15 protein-coding genes are annotated in these 15,344 nt (G+C 72.3%); 6 read left to right on the top strand and 9 right to left on the bottom strand.

All coding sequences use genetic code 11. The annotated features are described in order from the left end of the window. Positions 1-28: 28 nt before the first annotated feature. The 5 genes from IO39_RS09980 to xylA form a co-directional block, all read right to left on the bottom strand. Positions 29-247, bottom strand: coding sequence for a hypothetical protein (locus IO39_RS09980; protein WP_043619551.1), 219 nt, complete (start codon positions 245-247; stop codon positions 29-31). Positions 248-268: 21 nt separating this feature from the next. Then, a complete protein-coding gene (locus IO39_RS09975) occupies positions 269-1,612 on the bottom strand; it encodes a S8 family serine peptidase (RefSeq protein ID WP_043619548.1) in 1,344 nt (447 codons plus the stop codon). A 129-nt stretch (positions 1,613-1,741) separates the two neighbouring features. Further along, a complete protein-coding gene (locus IO39_RS09970) occupies positions 1,742-2,848 on the bottom strand; it encodes a Gfo/Idh/MocA family protein (RefSeq protein WP_043619546.1) in 1,107 nt (368 codons plus the stop codon). Then, positions 2,845-3,588 carry a sugar phosphate isomerase/epimerase family protein gene (locus IO39_RS09965; RefSeq protein ID WP_043619543.1) on the bottom strand — a complete coding sequence of 248 codons (744 nt, stop codon included), beginning with the start codon at positions 3,586-3,588 and terminating at the stop codon, positions 2,845-2,847. The genes IO39_RS09970 and IO39_RS09965 overlap by 4 nt, the downstream gene beginning before the upstream one ends. After that, complete coding sequence (xylA, locus tag IO39_RS09960; RefSeq protein ID WP_043619541.1) at positions 3,585-4,736, bottom strand: xylose isomerase; 1,152 nt, start codon at positions 4,734-4,736, stop codon at positions 3,585-3,587. Before xylA ends, IO39_RS09965 begins: the two co-directional genes overlap by 4 nt. Before the next feature lie 88 nt (positions 4,737-4,824). Between xylA and IO39_RS09955 the strand changes: the two genes are divergently transcribed. Next, positions 4,825-5,937: an ROK family transcriptional regulator gene (locus IO39_RS09955; RefSeq protein WP_043619539.1), complete on the top strand. Its 1,113-nt coding sequence runs from the start codon at positions 4,825-4,827 to the stop codon at positions 5,935-5,937. 174 nt (positions 5,938-6,111) lie between these two features. On the opposite strand, the gene IO39_RS09950 is transcribed toward IO39_RS09955, so the two are convergent. After that, a complete protein-coding gene (locus tag IO39_RS09950) occupies positions 6,112-6,708 on the bottom strand; it encodes a hypothetical protein (protein ID WP_043619536.1) in 597 nt (198 codons plus the stop codon). Between the two features lie 155 nt (positions 6,709-6,863). Here IO39_RS09950 and IO39_RS09945 point away from each other — a divergent pair, with 155 nt between their 5' ends. Genes IO39_RS09945 through gntD form a run of 3 tightly spaced genes read left to right on the top strand, consistent with a single transcriptional unit; the run spans position 6,864 to position 8,994 of the window. Then, positions 6,864-7,700 (top strand): ArsR/SmtB family transcription factor, encoded by an 837-nt coding sequence (locus IO39_RS09945; protein ID WP_157548131.1) that lies wholly within the window; start codon positions 6,864-6,866, stop codon positions 7,698-7,700. Positions 7,701-7,721: 21 nt separating this feature from the next. Next, positions 7,722-7,940 carry an MbtH family protein gene (locus IO39_RS09940; protein WP_043619530.1) on the top strand — a complete coding sequence of 73 codons (219 nt, stop codon included), beginning with the start codon at positions 7,722-7,724 and terminating at the stop codon, positions 7,938-7,940. Between the two features lie 16 nt (positions 7,941-7,956). Continuing rightward, complete coding sequence (gntD, locus tag IO39_RS09935; RefSeq protein ID WP_043619527.1) at positions 7,957-8,994, top strand: guanitoxin biosynthesis L-enduracididine beta-hydroxylase GntD; 1,038 nt, start codon at positions 7,957-7,959, stop codon at positions 8,992-8,994. Here gntD and IO39_RS09930 read toward each other — a convergent pair. Continuing rightward, positions 8,988-10,259, bottom strand: coding sequence for an MFS transporter (locus IO39_RS09930; RefSeq protein ID WP_052422728.1), 1,272 nt, complete (start codon positions 10,257-10,259; stop codon positions 8,988-8,990). The genes gntD and IO39_RS09930 overlap by 7 nt on opposite strands. 232 nt (positions 10,260-10,491) lie before the next feature. On the opposite strand from IO39_RS09930, the gene IO39_RS09925 reads away from it, so the two are divergent. Continuing rightward, on the top strand, positions 10,492-12,069 hold the full coding sequence (locus tag IO39_RS09925; RefSeq protein WP_169789042.1) for a glycosyltransferase family 39 protein: 1,578 nt from the start codon (positions 10,492-10,494) through the stop codon (positions 12,067-12,069). Between the two features lie 72 nt (positions 12,070-12,141). On the opposite strand, the gene IO39_RS09920 is transcribed toward IO39_RS09925, so the two are convergent. Together IO39_RS09920 and IO39_RS09915 are read right to left on the bottom strand one after the other, a co-directional pair. Then, on the bottom strand, positions 12,142-13,281 hold the full coding sequence (locus tag IO39_RS09920; RefSeq protein WP_052422679.1) for a tryptophan 2,3-dioxygenase family protein: 1,140 nt from the start codon (positions 13,279-13,281) through the stop codon (positions 12,142-12,144). Continuing rightward, a complete protein-coding gene (locus IO39_RS09915; protein WP_043619525.1) occupies positions 13,278-14,300 on the bottom strand; it encodes a methyltransferase in 1,023 nt (340 codons plus the stop codon). Before IO39_RS09915 ends, IO39_RS09920 begins: the two co-directional genes overlap by 4 nt. 303 nt (positions 14,301-14,603) lie before the next feature. On the opposite strand from IO39_RS09915, the gene IO39_RS09910 reads away from it, so the two are divergent. Further along, positions 14,604-15,332: an ABC transporter ATP-binding protein gene (locus IO39_RS09910; RefSeq protein WP_245641890.1), complete on the top strand. Its 729-nt coding sequence runs from the start codon at positions 14,604-14,606 to the stop codon at positions 15,330-15,332. Positions 15,333-15,344: the final 12 nt, after the last annotated feature.

Raw genomic sequence — 15,344 nt, 5'->3', positions numbered from 1 at the left:
GCGGCTCCGCCGGGTTCAAGCCAACGCGTCACCCGTCACCAGGCTCGATGCGGGGATCGGAGAAGACGTCGGCATGGTCACGGCTGACCCGCCGGGCCGCCTCCTCGGTGACGCGCAGCACCTGCAGCCCGGGGGCGATGGCCACGAGGCCGTAGTCGGGGTCGGCGTCCTCGTCGGACAGGCCGAGCAGGCGCAACGCGTCGGAGAGGGTGGCTTCGGGGGGAAGCCGCACCTGGATCAGGGCCATGGGATCGGGATCGGCGGCTGGTCAGGCGGCGCGCGAGCGGTTCTGCCTGCCCAGCGCGGCCAGGATGGCGGGCGGGTCGATGACGCCGTAGCCGTAGTCGTGGTCGAAGCCGACCGTGCTGCGGTCGTCGGCGGTGCGGTGCAGCAGCGTGCGCAGTTGCGCCGGGGACAGCTCGGCGGCCGAGCGCTGGGTGCGCACGGCGGCCACCACGCCGGCCGCCACGGGGCAGGCGGCGGAGGTGCCGGTGTCGGCGGCGCCGACCGCCTCGGAGCCGGCGAAGTGGGTGTAGGCGCACAGGTCGGGCTTGCGCTCCGACAGCCGGCCGGGCCCCTGCGAGGAGTAGCCGACCCGCTCGCCCCGCGTGTCCACGCCGCCGACGGAGAGCACGTCGGGGTGGGAGTTGGCGCCCACGATCGTCCGGTCGCGGAAGCCGCAGCGCCGGTCGGGGCAGTCGCGGCCGCAGTTGCCCGCCGAGAACAGGATGTCGGCGCCCGCCCCCTCCAGGCTGCCGACGATCACGTTGAACGGGTGCGCCGGGTTGTCGGAGTAGTTGCCGGGGTGGCCGGGCGGGAAGTCCATGCGGGGGGAGAACAGGCCCCAGCTGTTGGAGACGACCAGTGCCCTGGAGTCGGCGGGCATGGCCCGCAGGACATTGTTGAGGTGGGCGTAGGCGGCCACCGCGTCGGACAGCAGCCCGTCGACGCCGTCCTGGCGGCTCAGCAGGATCGGGATGTCGAGCAGGGTCGCCTTGGGGGCGGCGAGCAGCGCGTCGAAGGCGCACATGGAGCCGTGGTCCACCGGATAGTGCCCGGGCGTCTTGTTCACGCCGGGCGGGCTCCAGCTCCGGTCGGCGTCGATCGTCACGTCGTGGCCGAGGCGGGCGGCGATGTGGTCGGCGTTGATGCCGCTGTCGACGATCGCGACGGCCACGCCCTCGCCGTCGTGGCCGGCCGACCACAGGTCATAGGCGTGCAGCAGCCGCCTGACCTCCTCCCAGTCGCCCACCGGGCCGTCGCCGCCGCAGGTCGGGTGGCCCTGGATGTAGGGGTCGGCGTAGACGCCCGCCACCTCGCGCACGGAGGAGGACAGCAGCGCCGAGCGGAGGGAGAGCTCCCCGTCGGAGATCTCGCCGCGCACGAGCACGGAGGCGTCTTCCGGCGCCATCGAGAACCGCGGCCGCTGGTGCGGGGCCAGGAGGTCGCCGTGCGGTGAGACGGGCCGCGGCACGGCCACGGGGGTGAAGGCCTCGTCGAGGAGGACTCCGGGCAGGTCGGCGACGACGTCGGCGACCGCGCTGCGGACACCGGGGTCGATCACCGAGGCGACGACGTCCGGGGCCGGGCGGAGCTGGATCAGAACGCGCATGAGGATCCCTTTGAGAGTGCCGTTACCGAGTGATTACACAAGGTAACGATTCCCGCCCGGTCGTGGGTGACTCTTGAGGGAAGGGTGATGTAACTGGGCGGCGGTACGCGCGCCGCCCAGCCGTTAGGTTCAGGACAGGGTCGCCGCGTACGGGTCCCAGTCCGCCGGAAGGGGCTCCGGCGCGGCCGTCGTGGAGGCGACGGGCCGGAACTCCGCCCGCTCGCCCGACTCGGTGATGGCGGACATGAGCTCCAGCACGTGGTAGGCCAGCTCGCCCGACGCGCGGTGCGGCGCGCCGGAGCGGATCGACCTGGCCAGGTCCAGGACCCCGATGCCGCGCCCGGCCGTGGTGCCGGACAACGGCAGCTCCCGCCAGTCCGGGTCGGTCAGCCCGCGGGCCAGCAGCGGGCCCTCGAACGTGTTGGGGTCGGGCAGCGACAGGGCGCCCTCGCTGCCGATGATCTCGATCATGCGGCGGTTGACGGCCGAGTCGAAGCTGAACGTGGCCGACCCCGTCACCGGCCCGCCGGAGAAGTCCAGCAGGGCGTTGACGTGGGTGGGCACGTCCACCGGGAACCGGGTGCCCGCCTTGGGCCCCGAGCCGACCACCCGCTGCTCCCGGGCCCGGGCCGTGCCGGCCGCCACCCGGGCGACGGGCCCGAGCAGGGAGACCAGCGCGGTCAGGTAGTAGGGGCCCAGGTCGAACAGCGGGCCGCCGCCCGGCTGGTAGAAGAACTCCGGGCTGGGGTGCCAGGACTCCGGCCCGAGGCTCTGCGTGGCGGCCGTGACGGCGACCGGCTCGCCGATGAGGCCGGCGCGCAGGGCGTGCAGCGTGGACTGCAGCCCGGCGCCCAGGAAGGTGTCGGGGGCGCCGCCCACCCGCAGGCCGCGCCCCTCGGCCTCGGCCATCACCTTGGCGGCCTCGTCGAGGTTCATGGCCAGCGGCTTCTCGCCGTACACGTGCTTGCCGGCGCGCAGGCTCTCCAGCGCGACGGCCGCGTGCGCGGACGGGACCGTGAGGTTGACGACGATCTCCACCTCGGCCAGGGAGAGCACGGCGCCGAGCGTGCCGGAGACCCGGACGTCGTGCTCCCTGGCCACCTCGGCGGCCCGGTCGGTGTCGAGGTCCGCGACGGCGATCACGCGCACGTCGGGGAAGGAGTTGAGGTTGCGGAGATACTGGCCGCTGATGACTCCGGCGCCGACGATGGCGACGCCGACCGGGCCGTTGCTCAAGAGCCCTCCAGGGAGGTGAGGTAGGCGTGACTGTCGGCGAGGGCGGCGAAGACGTCGGTCGCGCACTCGTCGAGCTCGACGACGCGCCAGGCGCCGGGGGCGGCGGCGAGGATCTCGGGCACCGGCATGACGCCCTTGCCCACCGCGGTGTGCGGCTCGCCCTTGACCCCGGGGCCGTCCTTGACGTGCAGCGCCTCGACGCGCCCGGCCAGGCGGCCGAGCAGGGCGGGCACGTCGGCGCCGCCCACGGCCGCCCAGTAGGTGTCGATCTCCAGGAACACCTCGGGGGCCAGCAGGTCCGCCAGCACCTCGATGGCGTGCCTGCCGTCCACCTCCGGCTCGATCTCCCACCAGTGGTTGTGGTAGCCGATCCGCATCCCGTGGGCGGCGGCCCGCTCGGCGTAGCCGTTGAGCAGGTCGGCCGCCCGGCCGATGCCGTCGCGGGTGGTGAACTCCCCCTCCGGGATGCCGGCCGGGATGATCACCTTGTCGGTCCCGAGCGTGGCGATCGCGTCGAAGACCTCCGCGGGCTCCCGGTCCAGCAGCGCGTACGCGTGCGTCGCCGACACGGTCAGCCCCAGGTCGTCGGCGAGCCGCCGGAAGCCCTCGGGGTCGGTCATGGGGTCGTAGGGCTCGACGGCCCGGTATCCGATCTCCGCGATCCGGCGCAGCACGGCGTCGCGGCCGGCGGCCAGCGGTTCCCTGACGGTGTAGAGCTGGACACTGATCGGTTGGGTCATCCGCGCACCCCCATGAGGTGCTCGAGCGCGAGCTGGTTGAGGCGGGTGAAGTGGAAGCCGCGGGCGGCGGCGGCCTCGACGTCGAAGTCGTCCTTGGCCAGGTCCTGCCAGGTCTCGCCGGCGGCGAGCGTGGGCTGGGCCAGCTCGGTCACGCGGGAGGCGGCCAGGGCCTGCTGGACCTCGGGGTCGGCGCGGAAGACGCGCGACTTCTCCTTGAGGATCAGGTAGGTGCGCATGTTGGCCGCGGCCGAGGCCCACACGTCCTCGGCGTCGTCGGTGCGCAGCGGCTTGTAGTCGAAGACGAGCGGGCCGTCGTAACCGTGGCTCTCCAGCAGGTCCACCAGGAAGAACGCGCTCTTCAGGTCGCCGTGGCCGAAGATCAGGTCCTGGTCGTACTTCGGGCCGTGCTGGCCGTTGAGGTCGATGTGGAAGAGCTTGCCGTGCCACAGGGCCTGGGCGATGCCGTGCACGAAGTTGAGCCCGGCCATCTGCTCGTGGCCGACCTCGGGGTTGACGCCCACCATCTCGGGGTGCTCCAGCTCGTTGATCAGCGCCAGGGCGTGGCCGATCGTGGGCAGCAGGATGTCGCCGCGGGGCTCGTTCGGCTTGGGCTCGATGGCGAAGCGGATGTCGTAGCCCTTGTCGATGACGTACTGGCAGATGACGTCCAGCGCCTCCTTGTAGCGGTCCATCGCGGCCTTGACGTCCTTGGCGGCGTCGGACTCGGCGCCCTCGCGCCCGCCCCAGCAGACGTACGTCGTGGCGCCCAGCGAGGCGGCCAGGTCGAGGTTGCGCATGACCTTGCGCAGGGCGTAGCGGCGGACGTCGCGGTCGTTGCTGGTGAAGGCGCCGTCCTTGAAGACCGGGTGGGTGAAGAGGTTCGTGGTGGCCGCGGGGACCTTCATGCCGGTCTCGTCGAGGGCCTTCCTGAAGGCGGCGATGGCCTTGTCGCGGTCGGGCTCGACGGCGAGCAGGTCGTCGTCGTGGAAGCTGACGCCGTACGCGCCCAGCTCGGCCAGGCGGTGCACGGTCTCGACCGGGTCGAGGGCGGGGCGGGAGGCGTCGCCGAACGGGTCGCGGGCCTGCCAGCCCACCGTCCAGAGGCCGAAGGTGAACCGGTCGTCGGGAGTGGGCGTGAAGTTCGTCATTTCGGATGTCCCTCGCTTTAGTCCATAATCTGTACATAATCCTGAGGAGGTGGGCAGGGTGTCGTCAAGAGGGGTCCGGCATGATTCCATGCGCGCCCGCAACCTGGCCGTGGTCCTGGCGACCATCCACCGGTCGGGGCCGCACACGCGCGCCGCGCTCGCCGAGCGCACCGGGCTCACCAAGACCACCGTCTCCAGCCTGGTCGCGGACCTGATCGAGGCCGGGGTGGTGACCGAGAGCGGCGCCGTGCGGGGCGGCGAGCGGGGGCGGCCCGGCGTGGCGGTGAGCCTGAGCGGGCACCGGGTGGCCGCGCTGGGGCTGGAGATCAACATCGACTACCTGGCGGCGTGCGTGGTCGACCTGACGCGCGAGGTGCGGCTGCGGCGCGTGCGTCCGGCCGACAACCGCAACTCCGACCCCGCGCGCATCCTCGAAGGGCTGCGGGACCTGGTGAAGGAGGTCACGGCCGAGGCCGAGGCGGACGGGCTGCGGCTGGCGGGCGCGGCCCTGGCCGTGCCCGGCACGGTCGAGGGCGGGGTGCTGCGCAGCGCGCCGCACCTCGGCTGGCGGGACGTGCGGGTGGCGGACCTGGTGGACCCGCCCTTCGCGATCGACAACGAGGCCAACCTGGCGGCGCTCGGCGAGCTGTGGTTCGGCTCGCGGCAGCCCGACTTTCTCTACGTCTCCGGCGAGATCGGCATCGGCGCCGGCCTGGTGGTCGAGGGCACGGTCTTCCGGGGCACGTTCGGGCTGGCGGGCGAGCTGGGACACGTGGTCGTCGTGCCGGACGGGCCCGTCTGCCGGTGCGGCGGGCGGGGCTGCCTGGAGGTGTACGCGGGGCAGGACGCCCTGCTCGGGGAGCTGGCCTCGGTGGGCGAGCTGGTGGCGCGGCTGGAGTCGGGCGACGGGCGGGCGGTGCGGGCCTGCGAGCGGGCCGGGCACGCACTCGGGGTGGCGCTCACCTCGGCCGTGCACCTGCTCGACCCCGGTGAGATCGTGCTCGGGGGGATCTTCGCGCCGCTGTTCCGGTGGCTGGAGGGGCCCGTGTCGGAGGGGCTGCGGGCGCGGCTGGGGCAGATGCGCGGCGCGCCGCCCGCGCTCGCGGTCTCGGGAACGGGCGGCGACGCGGCCGTGCTCGGGGCGGCCGGGCTGATCATCCAGCAGATCCTCGCCGAGCCCGCCCGGCTGCTCGACCTGTGACCGGCCCCCGGGTCCGCGTGGCGAGCCGGCCGACGAGCTGGGCGCGCTCGTCGGCGGTGAAGGGCGGGCGCACGCGGGGAATGGTCATGGGCGCCGACGCTAGTTCAGCCGCGCCGCCGCCCGCACATGGTTTTCGCCGTCACGGCCGGTACGCGGCCGAGCGCGCGCCCACCGTCACGGCCAGTACGCGGCCGAGCGTGCGCCCGCCGCCGCGATGGCCGCGCCGTCGAGCTCGGTGAACGTCAGCGCGATGCCGGCCAGCGGCCATTCGACGGCCAGCTCGAAGGGCTCGGGCGGCGGCAGCGGCCACAACCACAGCCGCACGCCCGCGTGCAGGGAGGCGGTGCGGCCCTGGCCCTCGGACATCGCCGCCAGCAGCGGGCCCTCGGCGCCGCGGTCCCGCCGGTCGAGGGTGGTCAGCTTGGTGCCGTCGCGGAACCGCACGCCCCAGCGCAGCAGCCGGTCGGGCAGCGGCTCGCCGGCGCGCGACCTGAACTGCGGCGGGTTGTACAGCGCCATCACGTGCAGGTCGAGGAAGTCGGTGGGAGTCAGCCCGCCCTGCCTCAGGGCCAGCTCCGCCTCGAACGCGCACCCCGTGGTGTAGGCCCGCACGAACGGCAGGTGGAGCGCGACGTGGTCGCTGCGGCCCAGGGTCAGCTCGACGGGCAGGATGACGCCCCGTTCGGCGAGCGGCGGGCCCAGCCAGTGCGGCAGCTCGGGGGGCATCGGGGCGGGAGGTGTCTCTTCAGTCTGCGCGGACTCGAAGAACATGCCCTCATGCTAGGCCGCCGCCCCTTCCGCGCCCAGCGGCCCGATGTCTCCGGCTGTCGCGCGGCGCCGCAGGCCGGTAGGGGTGCGGTAGCCGGGAGATAGCGGGCGTCCGTAATTAAAGAAGGGTGCTGAGAATTCACTTCACGGTCCAGGACATGGGCCGCATTCGGATGAGTGCAGGGCTCGGCTTGGTGGCGGAGGGCACCTTCGCCCTGGATCTGTTCCGGCGCAACGGGGCGGTCTTCGACGGCTGGCGCAAACAGGTGCGCCGCCGGCTGGGGGCCCGGGCCAACGCGTTGGAGCCGCTGCTGCGCGAGCGCCTGCCGCTGTCCGAGTTGCTCGAGACGCTCCGTGGTGGAGCGACGGGGAACGGGACCGAGGCACGGATGACAGGACTGGTCTTCGAGTTCTGTCGCGCGGCGGTGGTTCCGTACTGGGACAGGGTGCAGAGCCGGCTGGAGGCCGAGAGGGCCGTGCGCGGCCGGATCGGCATCACGACGGGGGTGGAGGGTCTGCTCGGGACCCTGCACCCGAACGTGGAATGGACGCCGCCGGTCCTTGAGGTCCGCGACGAGGAGGAACGCGAGGTCCGCCTGCGCGGGCGCGGGCTGTTGCTGAGCCCGTCGTTGTTCCTGCGCGGCAGGTCCTGCGTGGTGATCGACGGGGGCGACGAGCGACCGCCTGCCCTCGTCTACTCCATGCGGGCCGACGTGGCGGACATCATCGGCGTCGAGTCGCCGCCCGAGCAGGCGCTCGGCGCGCTGGTGGGACACACGCGGGCCGCGGCGCTGCAGGCCCTGGCGGAAAGTTGCACGACGGGCGAGCTGGCCGAGCGTCTCGGCATCTCGCTGGCGGGCGCGAGCAAGCACGCGACGGTCCTGCGCCGGGCCGGGCTCGCCAACGCCTCACGGAGCAGGAACACCGTGCTCCACACGCTGACGCCGCTCGGCGTCGCGCTCCTGCAGTGCCGTGAGCCCGTACAGGCTCGCTGACCTTGGGAAAGGGGACCAACGATGAGCAGCACCAACCCGTTCGAGGACCCGGACGGCGTCTACCACGTCCTGGTGAACGACGAGGGCCAGCACTCGCTGTGGCCCGTCTTCGCGGAGGTGCCGGCCGGCTGGACCGTGGCCCAGGCCGCGACCGACCGGCAGACGGCGCTCGACTACGTCACGGCCAACTGGACGGACATGCGTCCGGCCAGCCTGATCAGTTCCATGAACGAGAAGTGAAGGGCAAGGACAGAACGTGCTCACGATCAAGCTGAACGAAACCGACGCGGCGCTCGTCCGGGACGTCGTCGACGAGTTGTGCGAGCGCTACGACAGCGTGGAGTCGGCCGGCTTCCAGCGCGAGGCCAAGACCTACGCGCAGGAGCTGCCGCGCGGCCTGCGCGCGGAGCTGAACGGATTCGTCGCCGCCGAGCGGGACGGCGCCTGCGTGGTCTCCGGGCTGAGCGTGGACGACGCCGCGGCCGGGCCGACCCCCGCGCACTGGAAGAACAAGCCGGTGCCGTCGCCGACGCTCCCCTATGACGTCGCCTTCTACCTCATGGCCTGCCTGCTGGGCGAGCCGATCGGCTGGGCCACCCAGCAGGACGGCTATCTCATGCACGACATCCTGCCCATCAAGGGCCACGAGAACGAGCAGATCGGCTCGGGCTCGCAGCAGGTGCTCACCTGGCACACCGAGGACGCCTTCCACCCGCTGCGGACGGACTACCTCGGCCTGGCCTGCGTGCGCAACCACGACGCCATCGCGACCACCGTCGCGGACGTGGCCGACGTGTCCGTCGCCGAGGTCACCGCGGAGATCCTGCGCCAGGAGCGCTTCCGCATCCTGCCCGACCACTCGCACCGGGCCGAGAACGCGCACGTGCCGACCGGCGCGGCGGGCTTCGGCGACAAGGCCGCGGCGCTCATGGAGCGCAGCAGGGAGATCGTCGATGCGGAGCTGCGGACGCCGACGCCGGTCGCGGTGCTCTTCGGCGACCCCGACGACCCCTACGTCCGGATCGACCCGCACTTCATGCGCGACGTCCAGGGGCTGGCCGAGCAGGAGGCGCTGGACGTGCTGACCCGCGCCCTCGACGCGGCCCTCACGGAGATCGTTCTCCAGCCCGGCGACATCTGTTTTGTCGACAACTACCGGATGGTGCACGGGCGCAACGCCTTCACCCCCCGGTTCGACGGCACCGACAGGTGGCTGCGCCGGCTCAACATCACGCGGGACCTGCGCAAGTCCCGGTCCCGCCGGCTCGGCGCGGAATCCCGCACCATCTACTGATCCCGGAACGTGGGAAAGCGGCGGAGAGTGGGGCTGATGGTGGCTCCGAGGGCAACGGCGCCCAGGATCGCCGCGCACAGCAGCACGCTCTCCGCCGCCCCACCGGCCAGCGCCACCAGCAGCCCGCCTGCCATCGGCCCGATGGTCCCGGCGAGGTCGGCGCAGAGGCCGACGACCCCGCTCAACCGGCCCCGCAGCTCGTCCGGGGTGATCGACAACTGGTAGGTCACGATGGTGGTGGTGGCCACCGGCAGGAAGGCGGCGGCCGCGCCGAGCAGGACGCCGAGCACGATCCCGCCGGGCGCCGCCGCCATCGCCAGCGCGAGCGCGACGAAGGCCCACGAGGAGCCGATGATGATCACCGGAGCCCGCAGCGCGGCGTGCAGCCGGCCGGCGACCGCCGCGCCGAGCAGCCCGCCGGCGCCGAAGCAGGCCATCATCAGCCCCATCTCCCCATGCCCCACCTCGGCCTCGCCGGACACGACGAGGATGACGATGATCAACGCGTGGAAGGCCAGGTTGACGAAGATGATCCAGACCGCGGTCGTCCTGATCACCGGCCGGCCCATCAGCCAGCGGAACCCGCCCAGCAGCTCCTGCCACCCCGGCCGGCCGGCCTCGGGGGGCGCCTGCGCGGCGGTGCCGCGGGGCAGCCGCAGGAACCACAGCACCGCGAAGGAGCCGGCCATCAGGGCGGTGTCGATCGAGAACGGCGCCAGCTCGTGCAGCCCGAAGGCGAACCCCGCCAGCGCCGGGCCGAGCAGGAGCGCCGCGAACGGCCGCGCCGCGTTGCGCGACAGCGCCTCCCGAAGTTGTGAGGCGGGCACGACCTGCGGCAGCGCCGCGTGCTCGGCCGGCTGGAACACCGAGCTGAAGACCCCTTCGAGCACCGCGACCAGCGCGAGGTGCGGGAACGAGTAGACCCCGGCGAACAGCGCGCCCACCAGGCTCGCCATCGCCAGGCAGCGCACCGCCTGCGACACCAGCATGATCTTCCTGCGGTCCCAGCGGTCGGCGAGCACCCCCGCCGGCACGTTCGCGACCATGCGGGCCGCGGCCAGCAGGGACGTGAGCAGCCCGACCTCGACCCCCGACGCCCCGTGCGCCAGCAGCAGCAGCGGAAAGGCGATGAACACGATCTCGCTCGCCAGCTCCGACAGGAACATCGTGCTCCACAGGATCGTGTAGCCGCGATTCCTGGACAACGGCACCGGGGCCGGTCCGGCCGCCACGCCCTCCGCGATTTCCCGTTCCGACGTCGACATGTTCCGTCCCATCGCCGTGAATACCGGCTTTCAGGCTCCGCCGGCATTCACGGGCACGGCCAGGTCTTTGACCCGTACGCGAAATCCGAAGGCCACGCCACCGGCGATGACGAGCGACATTTCAGCACCACGCAACCTGATTGCCCGCCCTTGGGGGCGGACACATGCTGAGACCGCCGGCCACGTCCGGCAACGACGTGGTCACCCCGAAAAAAGCAATTGGAGGTACGTCGTGAATACCGCGACAATCACACCCACCATTGGCCGCTCGGCCCCGGAAGAGGCGGCGCTGCCCCCCATGCGGTGGTGGCCCTCGCTCGGCGTGGCCGGCGCGGTGATCGCCCTGCTCCTGTCGGTGTCGGGCCGGCACGGATACCACCTCGACGAGCTATACACCCGGGCGGCCAGCAGGCACCTCGACTGGGGACAGATCGACCAGCCGCCGCTGGTGGCGCTGGTCGCCCGGATCGAGACGATCCTGTTCGGCGACAACCTCACCGCCTTCCGCCTGGTGCCCGCCCTGCTCATCGGCGTCACCGTCGTGCTGGCCGGCCTCGTCGCCCGCGAGCTCGGCGGGAACCAGCGCGCCCAGCTCCTGGCCACGGTCGCCGCGGCGGCCTCGGGCCTGGCCCTGCACACCGGGCACATCCTGGGCACCAACAACTTCGACGTCCTGGTCTGGGTCATGGTGTCCTGGCTGGTCATCCGGATCGTCAGGACCGGGGACCAGCGGATGTGGCCGGCGGTCGGCGCGGTGGTCGGGTTCGGCCTGCACGCCAAGTACCTGCTCGTCCTGCTCCTGCTCGCCTTCGGGGCCGGCCTGCTGGTCACCGGGTCGCGCCGGGCGCTCTTCAGCCCCTACCTGCCCGCCGGGGCCGGGATCGCGCTGGTGATCGCCTCGCCGGTGCTGGTGTGGCAGGTGACGAACGGCTGGCCGCAGTTCGAGATGGCGGCGGCGCTGTCCACGGCGCTGGCGGAGCTGTCGCGGATCTCGTTCCTGCCGATGCAGATCCTCATGATCGGCCTGTTCCTGAGCCCGGTCTGGATCGCGGGGCTGGTGGCGCTGCTGCGGCGGGCCGAGTGGCGGCCCTACCGGTTCGTCGGGATCGCCTACCTGCTCATGGTCGTGGTGCTGCTCGTCATGGGCGCGCAGGCGGCGTACGGGGCGGCGCTGCAGTTCGTGCTGCTGGCCGCGGGCTGCGTGGTCGCGGAGCGCTGGGCGCGCACGGTCGTGCGCCGCTCGCTGCTGGGGATCGCCATCGTGGCCAACCTGGTCACCTCCGCGGTGCTCATGCTGCCCGTGCTGCCGCTGCAGACGTATGCGAACAACGTGCTGCTGCAGCAGCTCGCCATCGTCCAGTTCGACCAGGCCGGCTGGCCGGAGCTGACCGCCCAGGCCGCGGCCGTCTACCGCTCCCTGCCCGCCGAGGAGCAGGCCCGCGCCGTCTTCTACGGCAACCACTACGGCCAGGCCGGCGCGCTCGACAAGCACGGCGCCGCCTACGGCCTGCCCCCCGCCTACAGCGGCCACAACTCCTACGCCGACTTCGGCGTGCCGGCCGACGACAAGACGGTCGCGATCACGATCGGCGTGGACCGCGCCCAGTTCTCGCGCCTGTTCGCGGACTGCCGGCCCGCCGGCACGTTCGAGATCGGCCTGCCCGTCTCCGACCTCGGCCAGGAGTTCATGGTGTGCCGGGGGCCGCTCGAGCCGTGGTCGCAGATGTGGCCCAAGCTGCGCTGGATCGGTTTCCAGTGCCCGTACACGGCGCAGGCCGTGACGGCGGCGAGCAAGGAGGGCTGCGTCTGACCGGTCACCCTTCCGCGGAAAAGACCGCCGAGGCGATCATCGCCTCGGCGGTCTTCGTCGTCGCCGTCCCGGTCAGCGGTAGGCGAAACCGGACAGCAGCCCGTCCGGGTCGTCCAGCCGCGGGCCCGAGCCCAGTCCGGTCTTCTCCACGAACCGTTTGAGATAGCCCGCCCCCTCGGTGCCGCCCGAGCCCTTCATGTTCGGCAGGTACGTCCGGCCGAAGCCGTAGTGCCGGCCCCGCCAGACCAGCAGCCGCCGCTCCAGCGCCCCGTACGCCTCGGCGAGCAGCGGGTCGGCCGCCTCCTGCGCCGTGTCCTCCAGGGAGCGGAACTCGCGCAGCCGCGGATCGTTGATCACGCCGAGGTGGCCGAACCTCGTGTAGGTCTCCGCCTTGCGGTCGTCGTATCCGTACAGCACCAGCTCCATCAGGTGGTAGTTGAGCGACTGGACCGCGCTGGCGTCCCCGGTGGCGTCCCTGAAGCCGAGGAACAGCTCCGGGGTCAGGGTCTTCAGCGCGTGGAAGATCGCGTTCAGCAGCGTGGCGCCGGCGTCCACCTGGCTCAGCCAGAACAACTGGCCGGCGCGGTCGGCGCCGGCCAGGGCGATCGCCTTCCTGGCGGCCAGCCGGATCATGAAGAAGGTCAGCTCGCACGCCTGCACCGCGCGGATGAAGATGTGCTCGTCGTGCTTGTCGGAGCGGCGGAAGCCGCAGAACCGGCGCAGCGCGAGCAGCCGCCGGTCGTCCGCCGCCGCCTGCCTGAACAGGTCCGCGCCGCGCGGCGCGCCGTGCGGCGCGACCGGCAGCTCGGCGAGCCGGGCCAGGACCGGGCGCAGGCGGTGCAGGCGCTCGACGATGTGCTCGGGCGGCACCGGATGCCGGGCCGCCTCCTGGCGCTCCCGCTCGGCCAGGTCGGTGAGGATCGTGTGCATGGCGAGCACGGCGCCGCCGTACGGGTCGGGCTCCCGGTCCAGGAACCAGCCGAAGACGTGCAGGCCCGTGTAGCGGTAGTACTCGGGGATGTCCAGGCGGCTGCTGAAGGGCCGGGTCAGCAGCGCCATCTCGGTGTCGGCGCGGGCCACCGCCTCGTCGTAGCGGCGGGAGAGGCCGGCCAGCTCCTCCCCGTCCAGCTCCGCCAGCGCGGTCGAGGCGAGGTGGTCGGCCATCGCCTCGCTGTGCAGGGGGAGCGGCGGGCGCAGGATCTCGATGGTCATCGGACCTCCACCGGGTCGCCGTCGCGGCGGCCGACGACGAGGTGCTTGTCGCCGGACGAGCGGTGGACGGAGCAGCGGGTGAACCCGGCGCGCCGCAGCAGGGTCAGGTACTCCTCGGCGGTGCGGTGGCGGCCTTGCGTCTCGATATGCATGGACAGGTTCATCACGGCCGTCGAGAGCGGCCCGGTGCGGTCGGCGTCGAAGAGGCGCTCCATGATGAGCACCCGGCCGCCGGGGAAGCAGGCGTCGTGCGCCTTGCGCAGCAGCTTCTCGCACGTCTCGTCGTCCCAGTCCGACAGGATGTAGCCGAAGGCGACGCAGTCGCCCTCCGGCAGCGCGTCGTGGAAGAAGTCGCCGCCGGCGAAGCCCAGCCGGTCGCCCAGCTGGTACGCCTGCGCGTTCTCCGCCAGATACGCCGCCACCTGCGGCAGGTCGAAGACGGTCGAGCGCAGCTCGGGATGCAGCAGCAGGGCCGCCACCGAGAACGGGCCGCTCGCGCCGCCGACGTCCACCAGCCGCCGCACGTCACCGAGGTCGGCCAGCAGGGCCAGCTCGTGCGAGACGTGGAAACTGAGCTGCCACATCGCGGTCAGGAAGCGCCGGACCGACTCCTCGTCCCGGTAGATCGAGTCGAACGGGCCGGGCAGCTCGGCGTCCACGGCGGCCTTGCCGCGCTCCAGGTAGTCCTGGACCTGGCCGAACCGCTCGGTCGTGCTGCCGAGCAGGTGGTCGACGAAGCCCAGCAGGTAACGCGGGTCGCGCCGGTCGAGGTAGGGGCGGGTGCCCTCGGCCAGGGCGTACCGGCCGCCGGGGGCGCGGGCGAGCACCTGGAGGGAGACCAGGACGAGCAGCAGCCGCTCCAGGGTCTCCCCGTCGGTCTTGAGCGCGCCCGCCAGCTCGGCGGCCGTGGCGCTGCCGTGGTCGGCGAGGTGCACGAACACCCCGGCCTTGTCGGCGAAGCTCAGCGAATGGGTCGCGTAGATTCCGAATACCGCGCGTTCGAGTTGCACAGGAATCATGGGTGAAAATCCTCTTGGGCGGGGGCAGGAATTTCCGCCAGTTTCCGCGGGCGGCCGCGGACGGCCCAGGATCTTTCTTCACCGGTTAAATTGCGGAACGCGCGGCCGCCGCCCGAATTCGGGCGGCGATATGCCGCGACCACTCATTATGGCGGGGACGGGTGCGGGCCGGAACCTGCTTGACGTGTCGGTTAAATACCCTGTTGAGCCGCCTGTGGAGATCGCCGGCGCTGGCGCTCGACACGAATCTCGGGCACGATGATTAGTGTCGGGTGCGCAATCCCTTTACGTCTAGGAATGACGATGGAATACGTGGTCAGGTTGGAATCCGTGGGCAAGGTCTATGGATCGGGGCGCAACGCGGTCCAGGCGCTCAACGACGTGACGATCGCCTTGCCCCGCGGGTCGTTCACCGCGGTCATGGGCCCGTCGGGCTCGGGCAAGAGCACATTCCTGCACTGCGCCTCCGGCCTGGACCGGGCGTCGTCGGGGCAGGTGTGGCTGGGGGACACCGAGCTGTCCCGGCTGAAGGAGGAGGCGCTCACGGTGCTGCGCCGCGAGCGGATCGGCTTCGTCTTCCAGGCCTACAACCTGCTCGACGCGCTGACCGTCGAGCAGAACGTGTCGCTGCCGTTCCGGCTGGCCGACCAGCCCGTCGCGACCGACCGGGTCCGGGCCGCGCTGAAGGCGGTTGGCCTGGCCGAGCAGCTCGACCGCCATCCGGCCCAGCTCTCCGGCGGGCAGCGGCAGCGGGTGGCGATCGCCCGCGCGCTGATCCACGAGCCGGACGCGGTCTTCGCCGACGAGCCGACCGGTGCCCTCGACTCGCGCACCGGCCGGCAGATCCTCGAACTGTTAAGACGGCTGGTGGACCAGCTCGGCCAGACGGTGGTCATGGTGACCCACGACCCGGTCGCGGCCTCGTACGCCGACAAGGTGGTGTTCCTCGCGGACGGGCGGCTGGCCGGCGAGCTGCGCAAGCCCACGCCCGAGCAGGTCGCCGACCGCATGACGCGCCTGGGCGAGTGGTGAGCATGACGCGCC

It is taken from the genome of Nonomuraea candida (genome assembly GCF_000725485.1).
GTDB lineage: Bacteria > Actinomycetota > Actinomycetes > Streptosporangiales > Streptosporangiaceae > Nonomuraea > Nonomuraea candida.
Note: the sequence above shows the minus strand (reverse complement) of the source record. Positions and strands in the feature narration are given on the sequence as shown.

What these genes read in the sequence shown, in the direction of transcription:
- IO39_RS09980 (WP_043619551.1), bottom strand. Translation starts at nt 247, where the DNA reads ATGGCCCTGATCCAGGTGCGGCTTCCCCCCGAAGCCACCCTCTCCGAC.
- IO39_RS09975 (WP_043619548.1), bottom strand. Translation starts at nt 1,612, where the DNA reads ATGCGCGTTCTGATCCAGCTCCGCCCGGCCCCGGACGTCGTCGCCTCG.
- IO39_RS09965 (WP_043619543.1), bottom strand. Translation starts at nt 3,588, where the DNA reads ATGACCCAACCGATCAGTGTCCAGCTCTACACCGTCAGGGAACCGCTG.
- xylA (WP_043619541.1), bottom strand. Translation starts at nt 4,736, where the DNA reads ATGACGAACTTCACGCCCACTCCCGACGACCGGTTCACCTTCGGCCTC.
- IO39_RS09955 (WP_043619539.1), top strand. Translation starts at nt 4,825, where the DNA reads ATGCGCGCCCGCAACCTGGCCGTGGTCCTGGCGACCATCCACCGGTCG.
- IO39_RS09950 (WP_043619536.1), bottom strand. Translation starts at nt 6,708, where the DNA reads ATGTTCTTCGAGTCCGCGCAGACTGAAGAGACACCTCCCGCCCCGATG.
- IO39_RS09945 (WP_157548131.1), top strand. Translation starts at nt 6,864, where the DNA reads ATGGGCCGCATTCGGATGAGTGCAGGGCTCGGCTTGGTGGCGGAGGGC.
- IO39_RS09940 (WP_043619530.1), top strand. Translation starts at nt 7,722, where the DNA reads ATGAGCAGCACCAACCCGTTCGAGGACCCGGACGGCGTCTACCACGTC.
- IO39_RS09930 (WP_052422728.1), bottom strand. Translation starts at nt 10,259, where the DNA reads ATGTCGACGTCGGAACGGGAAATCGCGGAGGGCGTGGCGGCCGGACCG.
- IO39_RS09920 (WP_052422679.1), bottom strand. Translation starts at nt 13,281, where the DNA reads ATGACCATCGAGATCCTGCGCCCGCCGCTCCCCCTGCACAGCGAGGCG.
- IO39_RS09915 (WP_043619525.1), bottom strand. Translation starts at nt 14,300, where the DNA reads ATGATTCCTGTGCAACTCGAACGCGCGGTATTCGGAATCTACGCGACC.
- IO39_RS09910 (WP_245641890.1), top strand. Translation starts at nt 14,604, where the DNA reads ATGGAATACGTGGTCAGGTTGGAATCCGTGGGCAAGGTCTATGGATCG.